This is a genomic window from Pseudomonas sp. 10S4 (genome assembly GCF_034344865.1).
Classification (GTDB): domain Bacteria; phylum Pseudomonadota; class Gammaproteobacteria; order Pseudomonadales; family Pseudomonadaceae; genus Aquipseudomonas.
The window spans coordinates 6208350-6228890 of sequence record NZ_CP133774.1; the positions used below are offsets into that span (position 1 = coordinate 6208350).

General features: G+C 55.7%; 20 protein-coding genes and 3 pseudogenes. 15 read left to right on the top strand and 8 right to left on the bottom strand.

Features of this window, described 5'->3' with window-relative positions:
* Positions 1-16 precede the first annotated feature (16 nt).
* The gene (locus RHM58_RS28930; RefSeq protein ID WP_201255560.1) at positions 17-1414 is read right to left on the bottom strand and encodes a cytochrome C; all 1398 of its coding nucleotides are present in this window, start codon (positions 1412-1414) and stop codon (positions 17-19) included.
* A gap of 290 nt (positions 1415-1704) precedes the next feature.
* Positions 1705-2616, bottom strand: coding sequence for a universal stress protein (locus RHM58_RS28935; RefSeq protein WP_322268882.1), 912 nt, complete (start codon positions 2614-2616; stop codon positions 1705-1707).
* Positions 2617-2938: 322 nt separating this feature from the next.
* Between RHM58_RS28935 and RHM58_RS28940 the strand changes: the two genes are divergently transcribed.
* The 3 genes from RHM58_RS28940 (at position 2939) to RHM58_RS28950 (ending at position 4914) form a co-directional block, all read left to right on the top strand.
* Positions 2939-3364, top strand: a complete 426-nt coding sequence (locus tag RHM58_RS28940; protein ID WP_201255558.1) for a potassium channel family protein — start codon at positions 2939-2941, stop codon at positions 3362-3364.
* A 105-nt stretch (positions 3365-3469) separates the two neighbouring features.
* Positions 3470-4213 carry a fumarate/nitrate reduction transcriptional regulator Fnr gene (gene fnr / locus RHM58_RS28945; protein WP_322268883.1) on the top strand — a complete coding sequence of 248 codons (744 nt, stop codon included), beginning with the start codon at positions 3470-3472 and terminating at the stop codon, positions 4211-4213.
* Between the two features lie 137 nt (positions 4214-4350).
* Positions 4351-4914: a GNAT family N-acetyltransferase gene (locus RHM58_RS28950; protein WP_201255556.1), complete on the top strand. Its 564-nt coding sequence runs from the start codon at positions 4351-4353 to the stop codon at positions 4912-4914.
* 57 nt (positions 4915-4971) lie between these two features.
* On the opposite strand, the gene RHM58_RS28955 is transcribed toward RHM58_RS28950, so the two are convergent.
* Positions 4972-5895 (bottom strand): universal stress protein, encoded by a 924-nt coding sequence (locus RHM58_RS28955; protein WP_322268884.1) that lies wholly within the window; start codon positions 5893-5895, stop codon positions 4972-4974.
* A gap of 209 nt (positions 5896-6104) precedes the next feature.
* On the opposite strand from RHM58_RS28955, the gene RHM58_RS28960 reads away from it, so the two are divergent.
* Positions 6105-7007, top strand: coding sequence for a GGDEF domain-containing protein (locus tag RHM58_RS28960; protein WP_201255554.1), 903 nt, complete (start codon positions 6105-6107; stop codon positions 7005-7007).
* Between the two features lie 258 nt (positions 7008-7265).
* Positions 7266-8192 (top strand): universal stress protein, encoded by a 927-nt coding sequence (locus RHM58_RS28965; protein ID WP_201255553.1) that lies wholly within the window; start codon positions 7266-7268, stop codon positions 8190-8192.
* A gap of 93 nt (positions 8193-8285) precedes the next feature.
* Here the strand turns inward: RHM58_RS28965 and RHM58_RS28970 are convergent, their stop codons facing one another.
* Positions 8286-8690 (bottom strand): acyl-CoA thioesterase, encoded by a 405-nt coding sequence (locus RHM58_RS28970; protein WP_322270916.1) that lies wholly within the window; start codon positions 8688-8690, stop codon positions 8286-8288.
* Between the two features lie 43 nt (positions 8691-8733).
* Here RHM58_RS28970 and RHM58_RS28975 point away from each other — a divergent pair, with 43 nt between their 5' ends.
* Positions 8734-9381: a VOC family protein gene (locus RHM58_RS28975; protein WP_322268885.1), complete on the top strand. Its 648-nt coding sequence runs from the start codon at positions 8734-8736 to the stop codon at positions 9379-9381.
* Between the two features lie 20 nt (positions 9382-9401).
* On the opposite strand, the gene RHM58_RS28980 is transcribed toward RHM58_RS28975, so the two are convergent.
* Complete coding sequence (locus tag RHM58_RS28980) at positions 9402-10760, bottom strand: MATE family efflux transporter (protein WP_322268886.1); 1359 nt, start codon at positions 10758-10760, stop codon at positions 9402-9404.
* A gap of 255 nt (positions 10761-11015) precedes the next feature.
* Between RHM58_RS28980 and RHM58_RS28985 the strand changes: the two genes are divergently transcribed.
* From RHM58_RS28985 to RHM58_RS29010, 6 genes are all read left to right on the top strand, one after another.
* The gene (locus RHM58_RS28985) at positions 11016-11636 is read left to right on the top strand and encodes a DUF5343 domain-containing protein (protein WP_322268887.1); all 621 of its coding nucleotides are present in this window, start codon (positions 11016-11018) and stop codon (positions 11634-11636) included.
* Positions 11629-12216: a Swt1 family HEPN domain-containing protein gene (locus RHM58_RS28990; RefSeq protein WP_322268888.1), complete on the top strand. Its 588-nt coding sequence runs from the start codon at positions 11629-11631 to the stop codon at positions 12214-12216. Before RHM58_RS28985 ends, RHM58_RS28990 begins: the two co-directional genes overlap by 8 nt.
* 103 nt (positions 12217-12319) lie before the next feature.
* The gene (locus RHM58_RS28995; RefSeq protein ID WP_322268889.1) at positions 12320-13222 is read left to right on the top strand and encodes an abortive infection family protein; all 903 of its coding nucleotides are present in this window, start codon (positions 12320-12322) and stop codon (positions 13220-13222) included.
* Positions 13223-13249: 27 nt separating this feature from the next.
* A complete protein-coding gene (locus RHM58_RS29000; protein WP_322268890.1) occupies positions 13250-14035 on the top strand; it encodes a hypothetical protein in 786 nt (261 codons plus the stop codon).
* A gap of 449 nt (positions 14036-14484) precedes the next feature.
* Positions 14485-14757, top strand: coding sequence for a hypothetical protein (locus RHM58_RS29005; RefSeq protein WP_201256441.1), 273 nt, complete (start codon positions 14485-14487; stop codon positions 14755-14757).
* Positions 14758-14861: 104 nt separating this feature from the next.
* Positions 14862-15263, top strand: coding sequence for a GFA family protein (locus tag RHM58_RS29010; RefSeq protein WP_322270917.1), 402 nt, complete (start codon positions 14862-14864; stop codon positions 15261-15263).
* Positions 15264-15381: 118 nt separating this feature from the next.
* Here the strand turns inward: RHM58_RS29010 and RHM58_RS29015 are convergent.
* Positions 15382-16335: pseudogene (locus RHM58_RS29015) on the bottom strand (NAD(P)-dependent oxidoreductase); the annotation flags it as partial.
* A 140-nt stretch (positions 16336-16475) separates the two neighbouring features.
* The gene (locus RHM58_RS29020) at positions 16476-16982 is read right to left on the bottom strand and encodes an AAA family ATPase (protein ID WP_322268891.1); all 507 of its coding nucleotides are present in this window, start codon (positions 16980-16982) and stop codon (positions 16476-16478) included.
* 164 nt (positions 16983-17146) lie between these two features.
* On the opposite strand from RHM58_RS29020, the gene RHM58_RS29025 reads away from it, so the two are divergent.
* Positions 17147-17626, top strand: coding sequence for a phage infection protein (locus RHM58_RS29025; RefSeq protein ID WP_322268892.1), 480 nt, complete (start codon positions 17147-17149; stop codon positions 17624-17626).
* Between the two features lie 324 nt (positions 17627-17950).
* Here the strand turns inward: RHM58_RS29025 and punC are convergent.
* A pseudogene (punC, locus tag RHM58_RS29030) lies at positions 17951-19146 on the bottom strand (purine nucleoside transporter PunC).
* 122 nt (positions 19147-19268) lie between these two features.
* Between punC and punR the strand changes: the two are divergent.
* Together punR and RHM58_RS29040 are read left to right on the top strand one after the other, a co-directional pair.
* Positions 19269-20206 (top strand): annotated as a pseudogene (gene punR / locus RHM58_RS29035) (DNA-binding transcriptional activator PunR).
* A 72-nt stretch (positions 20207-20278) separates the two neighbouring features.
* The gene (locus RHM58_RS29040) at positions 20279-20509 is read left to right on the top strand and encodes a hypothetical protein (protein WP_201256436.1); all 231 of its coding nucleotides are present in this window, start codon (positions 20279-20281) and stop codon (positions 20507-20509) included.
* Positions 20510-20541: the final 32 nt, after the last annotated feature.

Genomic DNA, 20541 nt, shown 5'->3' on the forward strand with positions numbered 1-20541 from the left:
CCCTGCGTTCAACTGATCAAAACGCGTACCACATATAAAGATAAGTGGTGTCGTTGTCGCTGGCATTACGGCCGTTGCCGTCATAGTTGTTGGATGCGCCCAGATAGCGGGTGAAATAGTTGTATTGCAGTCCGACCCTCAGGTTCTGCATCGGCAACCAGAAAACTTCGGGCGTCCACATCTGCGTATCGGGTGAAAAGTTGGCACTGTCCGCATACGCCGTTGCATCCGAGCTGCCATTGACATTGCTATAGGCCAGGCTCGCACCATACTTGGCAAGGTACACATAACTGCCTTTCACTTTGAATGATCGCAGGGACGCGGGGCCGTCGTAGAGTGTCTGGGTGTGGTCTCTGATCTCTTCTTTCACATAGCGTATCTGTGCAGTGAACGCATGTGGATCAAGAAGGTACTGGTACTGGGCATCAAAGCCTGTGTCCCGGTACTCGGTGCTGCCCTGGCCGTAGACCGGATTGTTGGAGTCATCCATGGGAAGGATTTTGGCATTCATTGCAAAGGCCCCCACCATCACGTTTTGGGCGCCCCACTCATAGGTATAAGCCAGCCGTGCGTAAGGGCTTGAGCCATCCATGTAAGTCAACGGATGGTAGGTGTCGCCCTTCTTGTTGCCCAGACTTAGAAACGACCACGTGTCTTTGGCTGTCTGGTAGGAGGTCAGCTCCAAATAGAGCGATTTGTTCAAATAAACATAGGCACCGATCCCCGCCACCTGTTGTGCCAATCCGCCTTCAATCAGTGTCGAGGCAGGGGCGCCGCCAAATGCGCCCAACGTTGAACTGACATAGGGGTAGCCCCAGGCAGGCGTGCTGTTCCAGACATCCTGAACCGTGGGGTTGTTGTTCAACGTGACACCCCAGATGACATCACGTGAGGTATCAACCTTGCGGTCGGCATAACGCAGATCAAAGTTGTCCGAACCCAGATGGCTTACCCAGTTTCCCGAGGCATCCTGGTGGTCATAAGAACTGTAAGTGAATTGGGCAAAGCCACCGATGACATCAGTGATCTTCCCGCCCAAAAACACGCTGGAGTAATCAATGAGCATTTGCTTGTCTTTGGGTGAAATCGAGCCGCCCGCACCGTCGCTGTTGTTACGCGTGCCGGTGTAGTCGCCGACGATCATGGCGGCCAGGGGATTGGTTTGTACGCCGTTCGTATACCCCGTCAACTTGAAAAGGCGCCCATAAGGGGTCAGTTCAGGAAACTGCCCACCCGCATGACAGGCAACACAGCTTTGCCCTGTTTGACGTGCGAAGGAAGGCAACGCCTGGGCCGACTGACAGAACACCAGAAACAACAACCCCAGCAGTATCCCCGTTCGCCCAAACGGCCAAAAATGAAATGACCCAGCCACCGCCTTCGCCCCACACTCTTCGTTGTCCTTTACGTACATTTCAATTCCCCTGAAAAGAGGCCGGCCAGTGGCATCCCCTGGCTGGAGCCTAGCTAGCGGTAGGCCATTTACAATGCGCAATTCAAAATAGGAGTTGGTCTGGCGGGGAACCTGATCCACATCAGAAAACAGATAGACAAGCGAACAAGGGGATAGGCGGTCGCGGGGGCTGCCGCTCGACTTCAATACTGAGCGGCTTACCCAGGCGAATCAGCGAGCCAACCCGAGGTAGAGCCTGGCGAAAAACAAACAGCATCCCTCCGCAGCTTCGTATTATCTTTTCAGTCGAGTCAGGGCAATGGCTTGACGATCATCAAACCGCACGGCGCGCGGTTCAACACGCTCTCGGCGGTGGTGCCGATGAACCGGTCGATCCCATGTTGAGCGTGCGCGCCCAGCACCACCATGTCGAAGGCATGCTGTTGGGCGAAATGTCCGATCACCTTGTGGGGAATCCCGGTCAGTAAGTGTCGGCGCTTTTTCTCGATGCCATAGCGTTCGGCAAGCACATCAAAAGCCTCTTCCTGGGCATCGTTGACCGCGTCTCTCAAACTCGCATTCAGGCTCAGTGTCGGCACACTCATCGCCGCTTCGCCCACTACCGACCAGTTGCTAACGTTCAGCACGTGTAAGGCCGAGCCACATAAGGTCGCCAACGTCGAAGCCAGGTTGAGAATCCGGTCATTGAGCCCTTGGGTCAGTTCCTCCAGATGGGACAGATCGATGGCGGCGAGAATCTTCAACGGCTTTGGATTTTTGGTATCGGTGACCAGATGCAAGGTAGACGGACAGTCGCGCAGCAGCAGCCAGTCCAGCGGGCGGTGGAAAGCACGGTCGAGGGCCGGTACATGGTGGGAGTCCTTGATTACCAGGTCGGGTCGCCAGTCATTCACATACGCCAGCACGTGCGCCGGGCTTGATTTGGCCCAGAACACCTCCGTAGTCACCTGCAACCCCGCGCACCGTTGAAATCGGGCTTGCTGCTCCAGCCAGTGCCAATGCACCTGCAAATAGCCCTCCCGTGCCTGGGCCATGGCGTCGTGGTCAAACAGGCCGGCCACCGCCAACGCCTGGACATAATCGAAGGCCACAATGTGCAGCAACGCACCGGTTGCTTTGGCCAGGGCCAGCGCTCGATCAAACGCCGGAGTACGGGTCATTTCGGTGGGAGCAATCAATAGGATACGTTTGAGTTTGACCATCACATACCTCGTCCTGGGACCGCTTTACCTGCCCGGATGCAAGCCCGGCGTCCTGTCCGAGTTCCAGTATCTGGCGATATCCATTGAGGGCTCTGATCTTTGTCAACAAATGAGGGCTTTCGGTCGCCGCACGAACGGCCGCAGGTTCACAGCGGCATTGTTGATATAACTCAATGCTTTTGCGTCGCTCAGGCGTAGATAAATACTGACTGGCTTGAGCCGTTCATCCGGGGAACCTGCGATCTCCCCGGAGGTTAAATGGGCTGCCTGTTCGCCCCCTTGGCGCGGACTGGCACTCGCCCCCTTTCACTGGAGGTTGGCCATGCTGGCAGTCACGCTGATCAATACGCTGGTGGTCATCATCGTCGTCGTGATCCATTACGAATGCCTGTCGCGCCTGAACGACTGGCTGCCCCGGCTCAGGCTTTGGAGTCGCTTCAGGATAGTCGTCGGCGTCTTCGGTGCCCTGCTGGCCCACGCGACAGAAGTCTGGTGCTTTGCGCTGGTCTATTACCTGATGGCGCGCTCCGGCGAATGGGGAACCCTGATTGGCAGCTTCGATGGCTCATTCATGGACTGCGTGTACTTTTCCTTCACCACGTACACAACCATCGGTTTCGGCGATATTTCACCCGTGGGCAAACTCAAATACCTGACCGGTTTGCAGGCCCTGACCGGTCTGGTACTGATCAGTTGGACGGCCTCCTTTCTGTTTCTTGAAATGCAGAAATACTGGAAGCACAAATAACCCCCTTTCCCCGTTCGTCTATTACTCCGGCAAATGCCCGAATGAAATGCGCAGGCAATGGCCTGCCACCTATGCTTGGTACACTTCCAACGGGCGTCATTTCTCATGCCGGAAACCCGACCACTTCAAATTCAATACCTCAAGGCCGCGTGTTCCACCTGCAGTGTTTTGGAGTTGTGCCTTCCAATTGGCCTTACCGGCCCGGAGGTCGAGCGTCTGGACACGCTGATCGTGCAACGTTTCAAGGTGAAAAAAGGCACAGCCTTGTACCGCGCCGGCGATCCGTTGCGCTCGCTGTACGCGGTGCGTATCGGCTCATTCAAGACCTGCGTGCTCTCGGTCGATGGTCGCGAGCAGGTGACCGGGTTCCAGATGCCCGGCGAAATACTCGGCCTGGACGCTATCAGTACCGATCTGCATGCCTGCAATGCCTTTGCCCTGGAGGATAGCGAAGTCTGCCCGATCCACTTTGCGCATCTGGAGAAACTCGCTCAGGAGTTGCCATCACTGCAGCACAACCTGAACAAAATACTGAGCCGGGAAATCGTCCGCGATCACGACATGCTGATGATGCTGGGCAACATGAACTCCGATGAGCGCCTGGCAGCCTTTTTGTTGAACCTGTCGCAGCGTTTGAATATGCGCGGTTACTCATCCAAGGACTTCGTGCTGAAAATGCGCCGCGAGGAAATCGGCTCCTACCTGGGGCTGCGCCTGGAAACCATCTGCCGGGGCATTGCACATCTGCGGGACCGGGGGCTGGTCGAGATCGCGGGCCGTAACGTCAACATCCAGGACATGGAAGGCCTCAAGCAACTGGTCGTGGGCTGTCATCGCCCCCTGCGCTAACACCCCATGCCCAGACAATCGTCATGCGCGCCGTCTGATCCAGATCAGGTTGAAGCGCCGCCAACGGCGTAGAAAGAAATGAGCCGAGTGGTTCATCACCACGCGCCAACCTTTCAAACCGGATGGAGGATCACCCCATGCTCACCGTCAAAGACCACAATGATCGGGCCGCCGCCGCCTATGCCGCCGTCACGGGTAAATACTGGATCGAAGCGCTCAAGGACGGCCGCCATGTGTTGATTCGGCCCCTGGAGGAAAAAGACCGCGACCGTGAATACGCCTTCATCAAGCGCCTGTCTCCCGAGTCCCGGCACATGCGTTTTCTCGCGCAGGTCAACGAACCCGGCACCGCCATGCTCAACCAATTGATGGACACCGATAACAAACAGCGCACGGCTTACATCGCGCTGGTCCACGAAAACGGTCAACTGATCGAGATCGGCATCAGCCGCTACGCCGCCACCGGTGAACATGAATGTGAAAGCGCCGTGACCGTCGCCGATGAATGGACGCATCTGGGGCTGGGGACCGCGCTGATGGAGCATCTGATCAAATCTGCTCGCCACAACGGTTTTCGCCAGATGTATTCGGTGGACGCCTCCAGCAATACCCGAATGCGCGACCTGGCCAAAGCCTTGGGTTTTGAAACGCACAACGATCCCGATGACAGCTGTCAGGTCATCCATCGGCTTGACCTGTAAAGAGTAACCCCGCGACGTACCGGCCAACGGTTCGTCGCGGGGTGATGCACCTTCTATTCAGGATTGCAGTGTCTGGCCCGGTTTGATCGCCAGCACACTGCACGGCGCCCGATGCAAGAGCTGCTCGGCCGTGGTCCCCAGCAGTTTGTTCAACCCGCTGTGTTGTACGGTCCCCATGACAATCACGTCAATCCGGTGCTCAGTCGCAAAATCACAGAGACCCAACAGCGGCGTGCCCTCGATAAAGTGGCGACGATCCGGCGGTACGCCATGCCGTTCGGCCAGCGCGGCAAACGTCTCGCGTTGCACAACACCTAACGCTTCATAAATCCCGGTGGCCAGCGGCAATGCGCCAATGCCCATGTCCTGGGCATACACCGCCGTCCAGTCATACACATGCACCAGTTCGAGCGTGGCAACACATTCTTCGGCCAGTTTCACCGCAGCGTCGACAATCTGATCGTTGAAGACCGTGTCCTGCTCTTCGCTGCGCAGCACATCGACAATCGCCAACACATGGCGCGGCCGAGGGTTAACGGCATTCGTCACCAAATGCACCGGCACCGGACAATCGCGCAGCAACTGCCAGTCCAGCGGCGTAAAAAACACCCGTTTCAACGCGAATTCTTCCTGAGCGTCCTTGATGATCAGCGCCAGCGACATCTCGTTGACGAAATGCAGGATCTCTTCATAAGGATGCTGCACCCACACCACCTCGCTGGTGACCTCAACCCCGTGTCGGCTTATCAACCCGGCTTGCGCCGCGAGCCATTGCCGGTGGGTTTGCAAATAGCCTTCCCGGGCCAGGTTGATTTGTTCGGGGGCGAACAGACCGGCCACCACCAGAGCCTGCAAATAATCGAATGCCACGATGTGCAACGGCAATTGCATCGTGAGCGCCAATGCCGCGGCTCGGTCGAACGCCGGAGTGCGGGTCATGGCTGGGGGAGCGATTAACAGTAAACGCTGAGTCTGCGACATGGGTACCTCGGCACGCGGCCATCTCAAAGCAGTGAATAGGCCTCCAGATTGAGCGTTCCGGCCTGAGGCGACTTGATCTTTATCAGGTACGGCGTCCCTTTTTGATCTTCTTGGCGCACGCTAAAGTTGATTTTGATCAACAAATCTCCTGCGCCTTCCCCTAGCCTGAATCAAAGTGTCCCGTGTCACTGGCAGTATCGGAGGGTGCAATGATCGAAAATGACCAGCAAGTATTGGTAAGGGCATTGGACGCTGCGACTAATCCGGTATTGATCACAGAGCGGACAGGTTGCATCGTCTGGATCAATAACGCGTTCTGCCTCTTGAGCGGCTATACCAAGCCGGAGCTGGTCGGCAAAACCCCGCACCTGCTTTCTTCAGGAAGACAAAGTACAACCTTCTATCGAGATCTGTGGATGACGATCCTGGCGGGCCTGACCTGGCAGGGAGAAATGGTCGAGCGGCGCAAGGATGGAGGGAGCTGCACCATCAATCAGGTCATCACCCCGGTGCTCGACCATCATGGCGTGGTGACGCATTTCATCGCCATCCTGCACAACTTCAGGATCATGGATGAAGAGCGAGCCGCCATGCAGCAGCTGGCGTTCCATGACGCCCTGACCGGGTTGCCTAACCGCAGTCTGTTCTTGAGCCTGCTCAAACAGGCGATCAACAACGCCACCAAACACCAGCAATCATTGGCATTGATGTTTATCGACCTGGACCATTTCAAATCCGTCAACGACACGCTGGGGCACGCCTGTGGCGACAAACTGCTGATCGCCGTGGCCGAACGCCTGGGCCAGTCCGTGCGCCGGTCTGACGTGGTCTCGCGCTTGAGCGGAGACGAGTTCGCGATTCTGATTACCTGTATGGATCAACCCGACCAGGTGGAGGCCTTGGGCAACAAACTGGTCGCCGCGATCAATCAACCCTTTGTGATTGACGCTCACCGCATAGACGCGCACATCAGCGTCGGTATCAGCCTGCTTCCCGCCAATGGCGCCAGTGTGGAAGACCTGCTCGGGCAGGCCGACAGCGCGATGTATCAGGCTAAAAGAACCGGTGGCAACGCCTGCTGTTTCAGCCTGATTACCGGCCCCTCCGCCTGAGCATAGGCTGACGGTGTAGGGCCTCAATACAGCGAGGAGCCGGCCCACATCGCCAACCTCAGCAATAGCGCAAATCGGCGCAGAAAATCAGCGGCACCCAGCCGACCACACGTCGGGCGCCCCCTGCCGTCACGCGCCTGTTTGATACAGATCAAGCCTGAAACGCCGTTCCGCGCCAGCATCGCTATCAGATGTCGCCAACAGCCTTTCGCGGCCATGTCGGGCCAGCGTCTGTGTGATGACCCAAGGGAGATTTCCATGTCTGAGCAACCCCGTTTCATGCTGGTCGCCTCGCCCCTGATGCAAAACAGCCCCGCGTTCGACCGGGCCGCCGCACTGGCCAAGGCCGAAGGCGCCGCGTTGCACATTGTGGCTTTCGATTACCTGGAAGGCTTGGCGACCGCCAGCATGGTCAACGAACAGGCGCTGGAACAGATGCGCCTGGGGTATGTCGAGCGCCATCGCCAGTGGCTGGAAGAACAAGCCCGGCCGTTGCGCAAAATCGGCGTGACCGTCACCACCGAAGTGGTCTGGGTCGAAAGGCCTTTGCAGGAAATCCTGGTTCACCTCAAAGAGCAGCCAATGGCCTTGCTGATCAAGGCACTGGAGCACGAATCGCTGCTATCGCGACTGATGTTCACCCCACTGGATATTCACCTGCTGCGCGAATGCCCGGTGCCCCTGCATTTTGTCAGTCATGTGCAACACGCCTTGCCGCGAAGGATCGTCGCGGCGGTCGATCCCTTCCATCGTGATGGCCAATACAAAGGCTTCAACGACCGGATCCTGCGCGAGGCGGTGAAATTGGCAACAGCGTGCAACGCCCAGGTCGACGTGCTCTACGCCTACGATCTGTCCTCGATCAGCTCCGATGAGTTCGGCTTCAACAATGCCTCGGCGTTCTTTTCCTCAGGCAACGCCACGTCCCTGTTCGAAGCCCAGGGCGAGGCCTTCAACGAACTGGCAGAGCGCAACGGCATCCCGCCGGAGCAGCGCCACATGGTCATGGGTAACCCGGCCAAGGTCCTGGCCAGTTATGCCGATGCCTATAGCGTCGACGTGATCGTCATGGGCCGGGTCGGCCATCACGGCGTGAGTCGATTGGTGGGCAGCACCGTGGAACACCTGCTGTACAAAATGCCTTGCAGCGTTTGGGTGGTGTCGCCGGAAGTACTTGCAAATTGATCAACGGTTGCTAGATATAAAAAGGGGCCGACGTGTAAACGCCGGCCCCTTTCTACATCGCCAGTCGCGACCCCGAACGACACCAATCGCCACTTAAGAAAGCAGCACTCTCAGTCGCTCCGGTATGACAACGACCTCTTTGGTGTCAGGCGAGATGCAGACATGCGTGACATTGGCGGTAAACGCTAACGTCTCGTCATGAACATAACCCTCGACCAAAAAAGTGAAGGAGTGAACGCCTAACTTTGCCACACTGACCTTGATGCTCAGCTCATCATCCCAGGTCAAAGGCCTGAGCATCTCCACCGACATGGCGCGCACCGGCGGCAGTACATCAAAACTCATCAGCGTCCTAAGGCCGGGCGCCCCCAACCAGCGGTCCAGCGCGGCATAAATGGCTTCAACGGCAAAATATGAAAATCGCGGCGTATACACCACGCCTGCGGGGTCGCAGTCGCCGAATAAAATGGTTCTACTGACAAACACTGCACCAGGCATCGAACGGTTCTTCCCTGTTGTTTTAAATTGAAGGCGCCAACCCATGAAAAGCACCCTCGATCACCTCGCCATCGTCGCCCCCGACCTCGACACCGGCTGCGCCTTCGTGACCAGCGTGCTGGGCGTCGAGCTTCAACCCGGGGGCGTGCATCCTCGCATGGGCACCCACAACCGGCTACTGCGCCTGGGCCCGGAGACTTACCTGGAAGTGATTGCCATCGACCCGACCGCCAAACACCCGGGCCGGCCGCGTTGGTTCGGCATGGACCACTTGGCGGTTGATACGCCGCCACGTTTGGCGACGTGGGTGGCACGCACTGACGACATCCACGGCATGAGCGAGGCCTGCCGCGCCATCGTCGGTGAGGCCGAGCCGATGACCCGAGGCACGTTGTCCTGGCAGATCACCATTCCCGCCGACGGAAGCCTGCCGCTGAACGGATCAGCGCCGACGCTGATTCAATGGGCGCAAACGCCCCATCCTGCGAGCGCTATGGTTGATCAAGGGTGTTCGCTGGTGGCGCTGGATGTGTTTGATCCTGATCCGGAGAAAGTCCAGGCGTTGCTGACGGCGATCAATTTTTCCGGGGCGGTTCGTCTTCATGCTTTGGGAGCAGGTTCAAAGCCGTATTTGGTGGCGCATATTCAAACTCCCAATGGCTTGAAAACTCTGCCGATCGCACATGGTTAAGATCAAAAGATCGCAGCCCCTTACACCAACCGCTCAATCTTCTGATGCTGCCAAACGAACTTGTAGTAAATCGTCTGCAACGCCAGCATCCCCAAATACGCCACCGGAAACGCCATCCACACACCCTGCAACCCAAACCGCGCATCCAGCAGATACGCCACCGGCAACTGCACACCCACCACGCACACAATCGAAATCAGCATCGGCACCAACACCGTACCGCTGGCGCGCATGATCCCGCCGATAATCGCCTGGAAGCCAAACACCAACAGACTCCACAACATGATGTGCAACAAATGCTCAGCCATCGCCCGAGTGGAGTCCTCGGTGAGGAACAACCCCAACAACCAGTGCGACAACAAATACCCCAGCAACACCAACCCACCGGTCAAACACACGTTAATCAAAATCCCCGTGCGCAAAATCGGCGTAATCCGCTCCAACCGCCCCGCCCCAATCGCCTGCGCCCCAAGAATCGATGCGGTAATCGCAATCGACAACGCCGGAAACTGCACATAATTCACAATCTGCGTCACCGCCCCATACGCCGCCGTCGCCTGCGAACCGTGCTGATTCACCAACGCCAGAATCACCAACTCCGACGCCGACAACACCACCATCTGCAACCCGGTCGGCAACCCGATACGCAACACCTTGCCCAGAATCTCCGAGTCCAACCGCATCGCCGCAAACATCTCCCGATCCGGCGCCAACGGATGCCCCTTACGAATCAACCGCCACGCCAACCACCCCATCGCCGACAAGTTGCCCGCCAACCCCGCGAACGCTGCACTCTGGATGCCCATCGGCGCAAAGCCCAACCAGCCCTTTATTAACGTGGGCGTCAGCGCCAGACCGATGCACGTCGACACCACCAGCGCGATCAATGGCGAAACGGTATCGCTTACCCCGCGCAGGAGCTGGGTGAACAGCACGTAGACCAGCAGCGACGGCATGATCCACATCATCACGTGGGCGTAGGACACCGCGTCGTTCAACACATCTGCTGGTGTGCCCAGGCCCTGCAACGCCGGCCTTGCGAACACACTTCCGAGTACCGCCGCGACCAGACCGATCATTGCGCCTAACAGCAAGGTTGTGGCGGCAATGGCTTTCACCATGTGCGGCTCGCGAGCGCCCCAGGCTTGGCCAATGAGCACCCCCGCGCCCGCGCCGAGGCCGATGACCAGGGCGATGAAGAAGAAGACGATTGGGAACATACCCGAGACAGCCGCCAAGGCCTGGGTGCCGAGCATTTGGCCGATGTAGATGCTGTTGATCGTGCCCGACATGGATTGGAGGAAGTTGGAGAGGACCATGGGGGCCAGGAAAAGGAGGTAGGTTTTCCATAGGGGGTTGGGTTGGGTGGGGGTTTGCATTGAGGCTCCGTCTCGGGTTGGGCTGGCGCTTGGGGAATTCTACGCTAGGGAGGTCGGGACAATGCGTTCAGATTTTCGAAGATTTGGTTAGCTTTAGGAATGTCTGGTTTCGGCCAAAAGCAGACGGTGACGTCGAGGAATAAGATCCAGATCTGAACCTGAGTCGGTGTAGCACTGGGGTGATAGACATACCAGTGGCCAAATAGTAGCATCGAGTGAGAAAATCATAATAAATGCTTTAGAATGGAGTCTGATGTGGCGCTAACTAACTCTTATGTGCAAGTGTACGGACAATTACCTGATCTTTTCAGCCGCATACGGGAAGCTGGTGCTCCAGATAAGTTCACTTCTCAACACTTGAAAGACTGGGGATACACCTCATCAAACTATCGCGCTGTTATTCCTCTATTGAAGTCCTTGGGATTTCTAGCTCCCGATGGCTCTCCTACAACCAGATACCACGACTACCGCAACAACGCACAATCGGCAAGTGTGATGGCGGAAGCATTAAGAGATGCTTATGGTGATTTATTCAATATCAAAGCCAACCCAACGCAAAGTGATAGAGCCCTAATCGAGGGGAAATTCAAAAGCTCGCACAATGCCTCTCCAAACACCGCAAAAATGATGGCAAACACGTTTTATTCGTTATTGGGGCTTGCTGACTTATCCATCTCTACAAATCAAGGTGGCAGTGCACAGGAAAACATCCGGGTGCAGATTGCGGATTCTCAGCCGACGCAACAAAATGAACAGCAACACAAGTCTGCACGACCTTCACTTCATTATAATATCCAGATCCACCTGCCCGCGACAAAAGACATCGAGGTTTTCAACGCAATCTTTAAATCCCTAAAGGAGCATCTGCTTGACTGACCTTAAGAAAGATCTGCGTGATTTTATGTTCCGGGGAATCATGTTTGAGTCTGAAGCTAGCCAATTTCAATCGGCTGGCATACAGGTCGGTGCCGATCAAGGAGATGCAGAAGAAAGACTGTTATCCGAAGGCCTTTCTGTTTTCGGTATTTCCAGAAGAAACAATGCGTTAGAAATGGCGAGATTATATGCGATTTTGCATTGCTTTGAAAACGAAGTTCGCTCTTTGATTAGTGAGACCCTGGAAGAAAAAGAAGGGTCAGACTGGGCAGATAAACTGCCCTCGAAAGTACGCCAGCACGCTACATCCAGGCAAAATACTGCACTTACCGATTCTTGGCTAGAAGGAGAAAAGTCAGACATCCTAGGATTCGTTGATTTTGGGCAGTTATCCTCAATTATTCTAGAAAAATGGAGTTATTTTGAAGCCCTAATGCCTTCACAACACTGGTTGAAGCAGAGAATGGACGAATTGGAAAAATCAAGAAACTTTATAGCCCATAATCGCATGCTGCTACCTAGTGAATTCCAACGAATTTACATGTATATAGCTGACTGGAATAAAGTTATCGGGCTTTGATCCTGCGTCTCGATTTTTAAAAAGTTCACAAGCAAGTTATAAAAGGCTACATCTAAGTGGTCGTCCGTGGAGAGTACACGGCGAAGTAAGAAGGAAAAGAACAATGAATAGCGATGGTATTTCGAAACTGGCAGTTCGATCAGCGAAAGTAAGGAGCGAGCATCGTTTGCTGCTCGAAGGTTTGAAGTCCTTTGAGAAGAAATTGGTAGATTTAGTCAATGGGCTTGGATGTGGGGGGAATAGTGTGTCTGTGGTCTTTGAGCACTTCACTGATTCAGATGGTGATCCTATTGCTCACACTGAAGGCTACCTGTATTTCAGTGGAAATCAGCTAATCGTCATTTCCAAAAATGAGCCTCAATCGTGGGGTGAAACCCAATGGCAACAGCATGAGCTTGAAGCTGTTGGTCCTGAGTGGCAGCGTCGGTTGAGCGATCAGAAGGTGCTCGATTCGCTTGTCGCTGACATCCTCAAAAATCTCGATGATGAATACGAATCCACTGCCGTGGTGAACAAGTTATTATCCCAATTCGTAACGGTTGAAAAGGCCGAAACAGATAGCGATCTTGATGAGTTTTTTGGGAAAAGTCCGTCTCTACTTGACTCGTGGTTGAAGGCTCGTAATTCAATTCTGATCGATCCTGAAGAATCCATTACTCGTAGCTGCTCACACGTCGAAACTGTCTTGAAAGGCTGCCTTAAAGCCCTTGGTGCTTCAGAGTACGAAACACTTACCATCGAAAAGTTGATGAGAAAAACCCTGCATGTGCTGAAGGCTAATTCAACTATCGATTCCGCTACTGCCGAGATGCTGCAAGGTGCCGTATCTATGAGCAAAGCCATCGGTGAAACTCGCAACTTCAAGAGCTCGTCCCATGGAAAAAATGACGGCTACGTCCCTCCCGCATCAGATCTTGCCCAGCTCGTCAATCACCTTGCTGGAGTAATCTCGGTGTTCGTGATGAAGCAGACACAAATGAACCAGGTTGGCTATAAAGATAAATAATCACGGAAAAGAGGAATAGCGTATGCAATGGGAGCTTCCCTAGCGGGTTTTCTCAGCTCTGAAGTAGATGAAGCTGTGCCTGCCATATTGCAGGCCAACGAAGAGCTGTTTGCTCTAGCGAAAGATGTTAACCACCTCATCATGGCAATCGCCCAAGAGGCGCTAAATACTGTGCATACAAGCTCGATGGACGAGGGGGCGGTATTGGTACGCCTACTTATGCGGGCGGCAGGTTTCTATCAGGGAGCACTCTTGATGGCAGAGCGGGGCATGTATGTCGAATGCCGCGCGATGGCACGATCGGTAATTGAAGTGAGTCTCGCCGTGGCTGCGATGGACGGTGATAGGGTCACGTTTATGCAAATGCTTCGGGATGACCATTTGAAAAGCCGGCGAAACCGTTACCAGACTCTCTTCACTCATAGCACTGACCCCAAGTCTCGGAAGGCGTTGCAGGCGGCGATAGGTCAGCTTGAGAAGTCACTGAGCCTCATGAGTCCGAAAGCGGTAGCGGCGTTAGGTCCTTTGAAGGCTGCCTACCACACTTATCAGGTGCTTTCTGACAACGCTGGGCATGTCTCAGCCTCATCTCTGGATCATTTCATTGAACCACAAGAAGATAGGAAGTTTTGGAGTTATAAGGTTGGTGCGGGGGCGCCTGAAGAGATAGCTGCTTCGCTTTACTACTGCCTTTATGGCGCAATCCCTGTTGCGGTGGGGATTACTGATTTACTTAACCTCAAGCAGTTCGCTGGTCAAGTTCACGAGGCTGTTGACCGATTCGGCAGAGTTGATTGCGCACGTAGCCTCTAGGCGTTTCGCGGATAAAGGAAAAGAACGCTGCCCCCCGGCCCTTGATCGGGCCTTTTGCAATACTAGGAGGCGGGTTCGCACTCGTGACAACTGATTCTCTTCGATTTTATATATAGCCTCTAAACTCGCAGCCTACAGTTTTCAAATTCTGCCGGTGACTGAATTGCCACTGTTTCGTAGAGAACCGGAGTGACTGATTTTGGCCGATAGGTGCCTTTCGCAAAAGGCAGCTTTGGGTCGAAAGCGAACTTACGACCCTGCATATTTTGGTCTAAATACCCTTCAGCACCTTACCTCTTTTCAATATCAGTCCTACAGCAACCTCGGAAACTGCCCCTATCTTCCGCGAGAAGAAAAAACCTATAGTCACCCCGTCCCCCAAAAAGCGACCAGGTTTGGCGACCTGCTGATCGGATCAGTCCCTTTAATCTGATTCGGAGTTTCACCCTATGGAAAGATACATGCCCCTAACCGGAATCGACCTGATCCCGCCCTCCCTAGTCATCGACACCCAAGCTCCACTCGACGTCCTGCAAGCCATGGCCGACTACCGCATCCGTTCCGTCACGCAGGTGCTGGAGAACATCGCCTACCGCGCCAAGCTCGGTTGCGACACGGTGGTGCTGGCGGACTTTTCCAAGTTGTTGGTCATTCCGTTGCGCGACGGTTGTGATTTGATGGATGTGATCGGCCGGCGCTTGCGGGCGCAGGTTAAGGGGTAAATGGAAACGGGCGCCTTGATGGCGCCCGTTTTTTTGTGCCCGTGATCGTCGTAGCATTGCGGGTCTTGCCTCTCCCCTTCTTTTTATTTGAGTAACCGATGAACATGGATGAATTTCATCAAGGAAGTTGCCTCTGCGGCGCCGTGACGTATGAGGTTTCGGTTCAACTGAAAGCCGTGTCGCACTGCCATTGCGTCAAATGCCGAAAGGCCCATGGCGCCGCGTTCGCGACGTATGCCAGCGCTCCCCGCTCAGCCGTTTCCATCGCGAGCCGCGTAGATGCGCTCAGGCGCTATCAATCGTCGGCCGGCGTCACCCGGCAGTTCTGTTCGAATTGCGGCACTTCGCTGTTCTGGTCTGATTCCAATGGCGCATTTGCGGATTGGATTTCAATTGCCATTGGTACGCTTGATACGTCGTTCCACGCGGTAAATCAGAGGCACACCTGTGTATCGTCGAAAGCGTCTTGGTTTGAAATTGAAGATCGTTGGCCGCAAGAGGGTTGAGATATCGAGGGATTAGTCCTGCACGATATCGCCACTGCCGAAGGCCTGGATCTTGTCGAGCAATTTGCCTTGATGCCTGACTAATCGCCGCGCGGGTGTTGCCGGCGATATGGGGCGTCAGTATCGCGTTGGCAATACCCACCAAGGGCGAGTTGAACTGGTCTTTTTCCCGGGCGAACGTATCGATGGCAACGGCTTTGAGGTGTCCCGGAAACCGGGTCATGTAAGTCGCCAGTTGATCCTCGTCGATGATTCCACCTCGGGCGGTGTTGATCAGGATCGAGCCGGGCCGCATTCGGGCAAAAGCGGCGCTGCCGAATAGGCCCCGGGTCTGCGGAGTTAACGGGGTGTGAATGGACACCACGTCAGCCTCGTCCAATAGTTGCTCCAGGGTTGCCCGCCGGTCCAGGCCAAGGTCGCGAGCACGTTGCTCGGTGAAACGCTCGGACCCGGTGGCAATCACTTTCATGCCCAGTGCCTGGGCCTTGCGCGCCACGGTTTGGGCAATACAACCGGTGCCTACCAATCCCAGGGTCAGCTCGGCAATTTGCGCAGTGGGTGGCAGGCTGCCTTTTGACCAATGGCCGCTGTGGGTTTCGGTGTTGTATTGATTGAGGTCTCGGGACAAAAACAGTGTTTGGGCCAGGACATATTCGGCGACAGCCACAGCGTTGGAACCGGGGGTATTGAGCACCGCAACACCCCATCGCTTGGCCGCTTGCAGATCGATGTGGTTGACCCCTACTCCCGCCTGCGCGATTGCGCGTAAAGGATTGGCCAGGGTGCGCGACGCGGCGGCCTGTATCAGTTCGTCATCGAGTGGGATGTTCAATCGGGTCTTCAATACGCTGTAGCCACCGTTCTGCTGGATGGCGGCAATCAATGCCGGTTTATCGTGGCAGTTGATGTGGGCATAGCGCAGACGATCACCGTAGTGGCCGATGATGCTGTCCGGGTCGGCGAAGTAGTGAAGGTTCAGGGTAATTGCCAGATCGTACTCAAGGAATCGGTCGATTTCCTCAAAGAGCAACGGTGGGCCAGGCGCATCCAGTATCAAGGTGCAAAACGTCATCAGTGCTGTCCTCTGCTTGAAGTGCTGACACAGCCGAGCGGTATCACGGGGAGTGACTTCCAGGGAGGAACACCTTCTGTCAGTGACTTCGCGTCCAGGCGTTGCCGATTACACCTTGCTTTGTTTGCGTTTGGCTAACGCTATACCTCGGATAAAAATTGCCGGGTGATCGTTGCCACGGCCTCCGCCGGCGATGTAATGGCGGTGTCTATCTCAAATGGCGCGTCATCCCACGTTTCATAATCATGATCCAATACCGACTGCCAAGTGGGCGGAGTCAGCCCTGGAATATCAATCTTCCTGGTCTCTACCCGTCGTCGATGCTCATGCTTATCAGAGCAAACGACTTGGATATTCACTAATGGAACACCCGCACGCGTGGCTATTTCACTCCACGCCTTTCGGCTTTCGTCTACCGGGTTAACACCGTCCACAACGACCGCGTTACCCAAGCGAAGATTGCTCAGGGCAAGCTCGTTAGCAACCCTATAACCGCTGCACCCCACGTCTCGTGCCAGAACTCCAGCCTCTCGGATCGCCTGCTCAATCGTATCGATCCGCAGATACAGGGCGCCGATTCTGGTCACAAGATCTCTCGCGATCGTCGTTTTTCCGGTACCCGGAAGGCCGCTGAAGACAATAAGCATTGCATATCCTTTGGCTGGCAAGTTGAGCAAGCTTAGGCGGTTGGCGCACTTTGCGCAGCCATCGCCAACGTCGATAGTCACCATCACGTCAATGAAGTTCTCATAAAAATCCTCGGCGTAACATCCGCTCCATACCCAACTAACAACACCCGGAGCACACGATCATGAAACGCCAAACCCTTCTCAGCATCGCTTTCTCGGTTTTTGCAGTTAACGCTTTTGCCGCTACCTCTACTCAGCCAGTTGTCGCTGAAGGTGGTTCGGATCGCCTGATTGAAAGCCGTGTGGCTGAGGGTGGTTCGGATCGTTTGATTCAGAATCGTGTTGCTGAAGGTGGCTCGGATCGTCTGATCGAAAAACGCGTTGCTGAAGGTGGTTCCGACCGTTTGATCCAGAATCGTGTTGCTGAAGGTGGCTCGGATCGTCTGATCGAAAAACGTGTGGCTGAAGGTGGTTCTGATCGTTTGATCCAGAATCGCGTTGCTGAAGGTGGCTCGGATCGTCTGATCGAAAAACGCGTCGCTGAAGGTGGTTCGGATCGTCTGATCCAGAGTCGCGTTGCCGAAGGCGGTTCGGATCGTCTTCTGGAAAAACGCGTTGCTGAAGGTGGTTCCGATCGCCTGATCCAAAACCGCACCGCATGAATGAATGTCTCTAAAGCAGTCCTCAAACAAGAGCCCGGCCTGACAAGCCGGGCTTTTTCTTGCCTTAAATAAAATCAGTCCACTTTTTGCCAGTCAGTTAAGCGTGACACTGAACCTGTGGCGAGGGAGCTTGCTCCCGCGCCACAGGTTATTCATCGCCCGCTCTATCGCTTAACTAACCGGCATTAGCCTTATCAGCCGGGTTTTTTTATGCCTGTGGTAACTCGGTAGTCATTTGGTGTTTGGTTGGGCGTCGAAGATCAAAAGATCGTCCGAACGCGGCCCGAGCCTTCGGCAGCTCCGGGGGATGCGACATAAGTTGATTTAGCTTTTAACCGGTCCAAACCGCTCTACCTCGACCTGCTTACTCCGCTGAATCCAATACCCCAACACCGCCAACGGCACCGTTCCCACCATCACCATTACCGCAATCTCCAGTGGTCGCTCAACCCACGACGACACCAGCAAACTGGCGCCAAAACACATCCCCAGTTGCAGCGCGTTTTGCAAAGCCGCCGCTTTGCCGGAGTTTTCCGGAAATGGCATCAGTGCGTTCGTGACGATGATCGGGAAACTGGCGCCGTTGACCAGGCCCAGCAGGCAGAAAGGGATCAGCAGTGTGGTCAGGGTCGGCGTGGTCAGTGTTGCCACCAGGTACAACCCGACCATGCTGATGCAATAGGCGAGGATCAGCCACGGCAGCATGGTTTTGCCGCTGATCCGTTGCAGCAGGCTGCGGCAACTGAAGCCGCCGATCAGGAATCCCACGGTTGGAAGTGCGTAGCTCAGGCCGATGTCGCTGGGGCTGTAGCCCATGCCGCCGAGGATGAAGGGGGAAGCGGTGAGCCAGGCGAAGAAGCTGGCCGAGCAGGCGGCGTAGATCAAGACGTTGCCGCTGAATGGCGTGGATTTGAGGAGTTGTCCGAAACTGATGCGAGGGCGTTCGCCGTTGGCTGTCAGGCGTTTCGGTGTGGCTTTGAGCAGCGCGGTGGGCACCAGCAAAGCGACGCTGATGCCGACCAGCACGGCAAAAATTGCCTGCCAGCCCCAGTGGTTGAGCAGCAGCGCGCCCAGCAGTGGCGCGAGTGCGGGTGACAGGGACATCAGCGGGATGATCGCGGCGAACAGGCGATTGGCTTGCTGCGCCGGGTAGCGGTCGATCACCAGCGCTTGCCAACTGACTGCCGCCGAACACACGCCGATGGCCTGGATAAAGCGCAACGTCCAGAGTTGCGCGGCGGTTTCGACCCAGAACATCCCCAGGCAGCCCAGCGCAAACAGGCTCAGGCCCATCAACAACACCGGTTTGCGGCCGATGCGATCCGACAGCGGCCCCCACAACAATTGCCCGACGGCAAACCCGGCGAGGAAGATGCTCAAACTCGCCCCGACCGCGCCGGCCGACAATTGCAGCTCGCCGCCGAGGGCGCCGAGCACGCCGGTAAATACATGTCCATGCCCAGATAGCCGAGCACGCTCAGCCCAACCAGGTAACCCGAGAAACCAAAAGAATTTTTCATCAACGCCCTAACTGAATCTTCAATCAAATAATTTGTTAGCAGCGTGCCATTATGGGAGCTGAGTATTTCGTGTGAAGCGTTAATAATTGGACGCTCTTATCAATATTTTTGAAGGCAACTGAATGTGGTCTGAATATTCCCTGGATGTGGTCGACGCCGTGGCCCGGCACGGCAGTTTCAGTGCGGCGGCTCAGGAACTGCATCGCGTACCTTCGGCGGTCAGCTACACCGTGCGCCAACTGGAACAATGGCTGGCGGTGCCGCTGTTTGTGCGGCGGCATCGCGATGTCGAGCTGACTGCGGCCGGCAAGCTCTTTATCGAGCAGGCTCGCGGGGTGATGAAAACCATGCTCGACACCCGGCGTCTGTGCCAGCAAGTGGCCAACGGTTGGAGCGGTCAGTTGAAAGTGGCGGTCGATGCGATCGTCAAACAAGAGCGTTGCCGGCAACTGGTGTTGGATTTTTATAAGCAGTTTCCCGACGTGGAGTTGCTGCTCGGGTACGAGGTGTTTAACGGCGTGTGGGACGCCCTCGCCGATGAGCGCACCGACATCGTGATCGGCGCCCCAGTGCCGTGCCGGTGGCCAGCCATTACAGCTTCCGCGACATGGGCCTGTTGGACTGGTTGTGCGTGGCCAGCGCCCGGCATCCATTGGCGGCGTTGAACGGTGCGCTGGATGACGATCAATTGCGCCCCTACCCTGCGCTGTGTATGAACGACACTTCACGCCACCTGCCCAAACGCGACACCTGGTCGCTGAACAATCAGCGTCGGCTGGTGGTGCCGAACTGGGCCTCGGCCCTGGATTGTCTGCGCGAAGGTTTGTGCGTGGGCATGGCACCGGCGCACTTGGTGCGACCGCTCATCGAACAAGGCGAACTGGTGGCCCTGAACCTGCAACGGCCCTTCGCCGCCAGTCCGTCCTGCGTGGCGTGGAACCAGAGCAAGCTGTCGCCGGCCATGGCCTGGTTGCTTGATTACCTGGGGGATGCGCAGACGATGAACCAGGAATGGCTGAATGGAGCGCTGGTTTTACCGAGTGACAATGACCTCCAGTAAGACCGCCGGAAAATATCTCGAACTCGCGCCTTACCGCTGCATCCAACGATTAGGTCAATGGAGGTAAGTGCGATGAACAACGATGATGTTAACGACGTCGATTCAACGTCAAACGGCCAGGCTACCGATGCGTCTGGTAAACCGGTCAATGTGGTGGAGCGGGATCTTGAGGATCTGGATAGCGACACCAAAATTGTAGATGAAGTGTTTACGCCCTCTTCAATCAGAACCAAAGAGCAGGAAATTGAGGAGATGAAGAAGAAAACGGACGCAATAGAACGCAAGGTCGCGGACGGGAACTAGCTAAATGCTTTAGCCGGAGGGGCCAAAAGGGT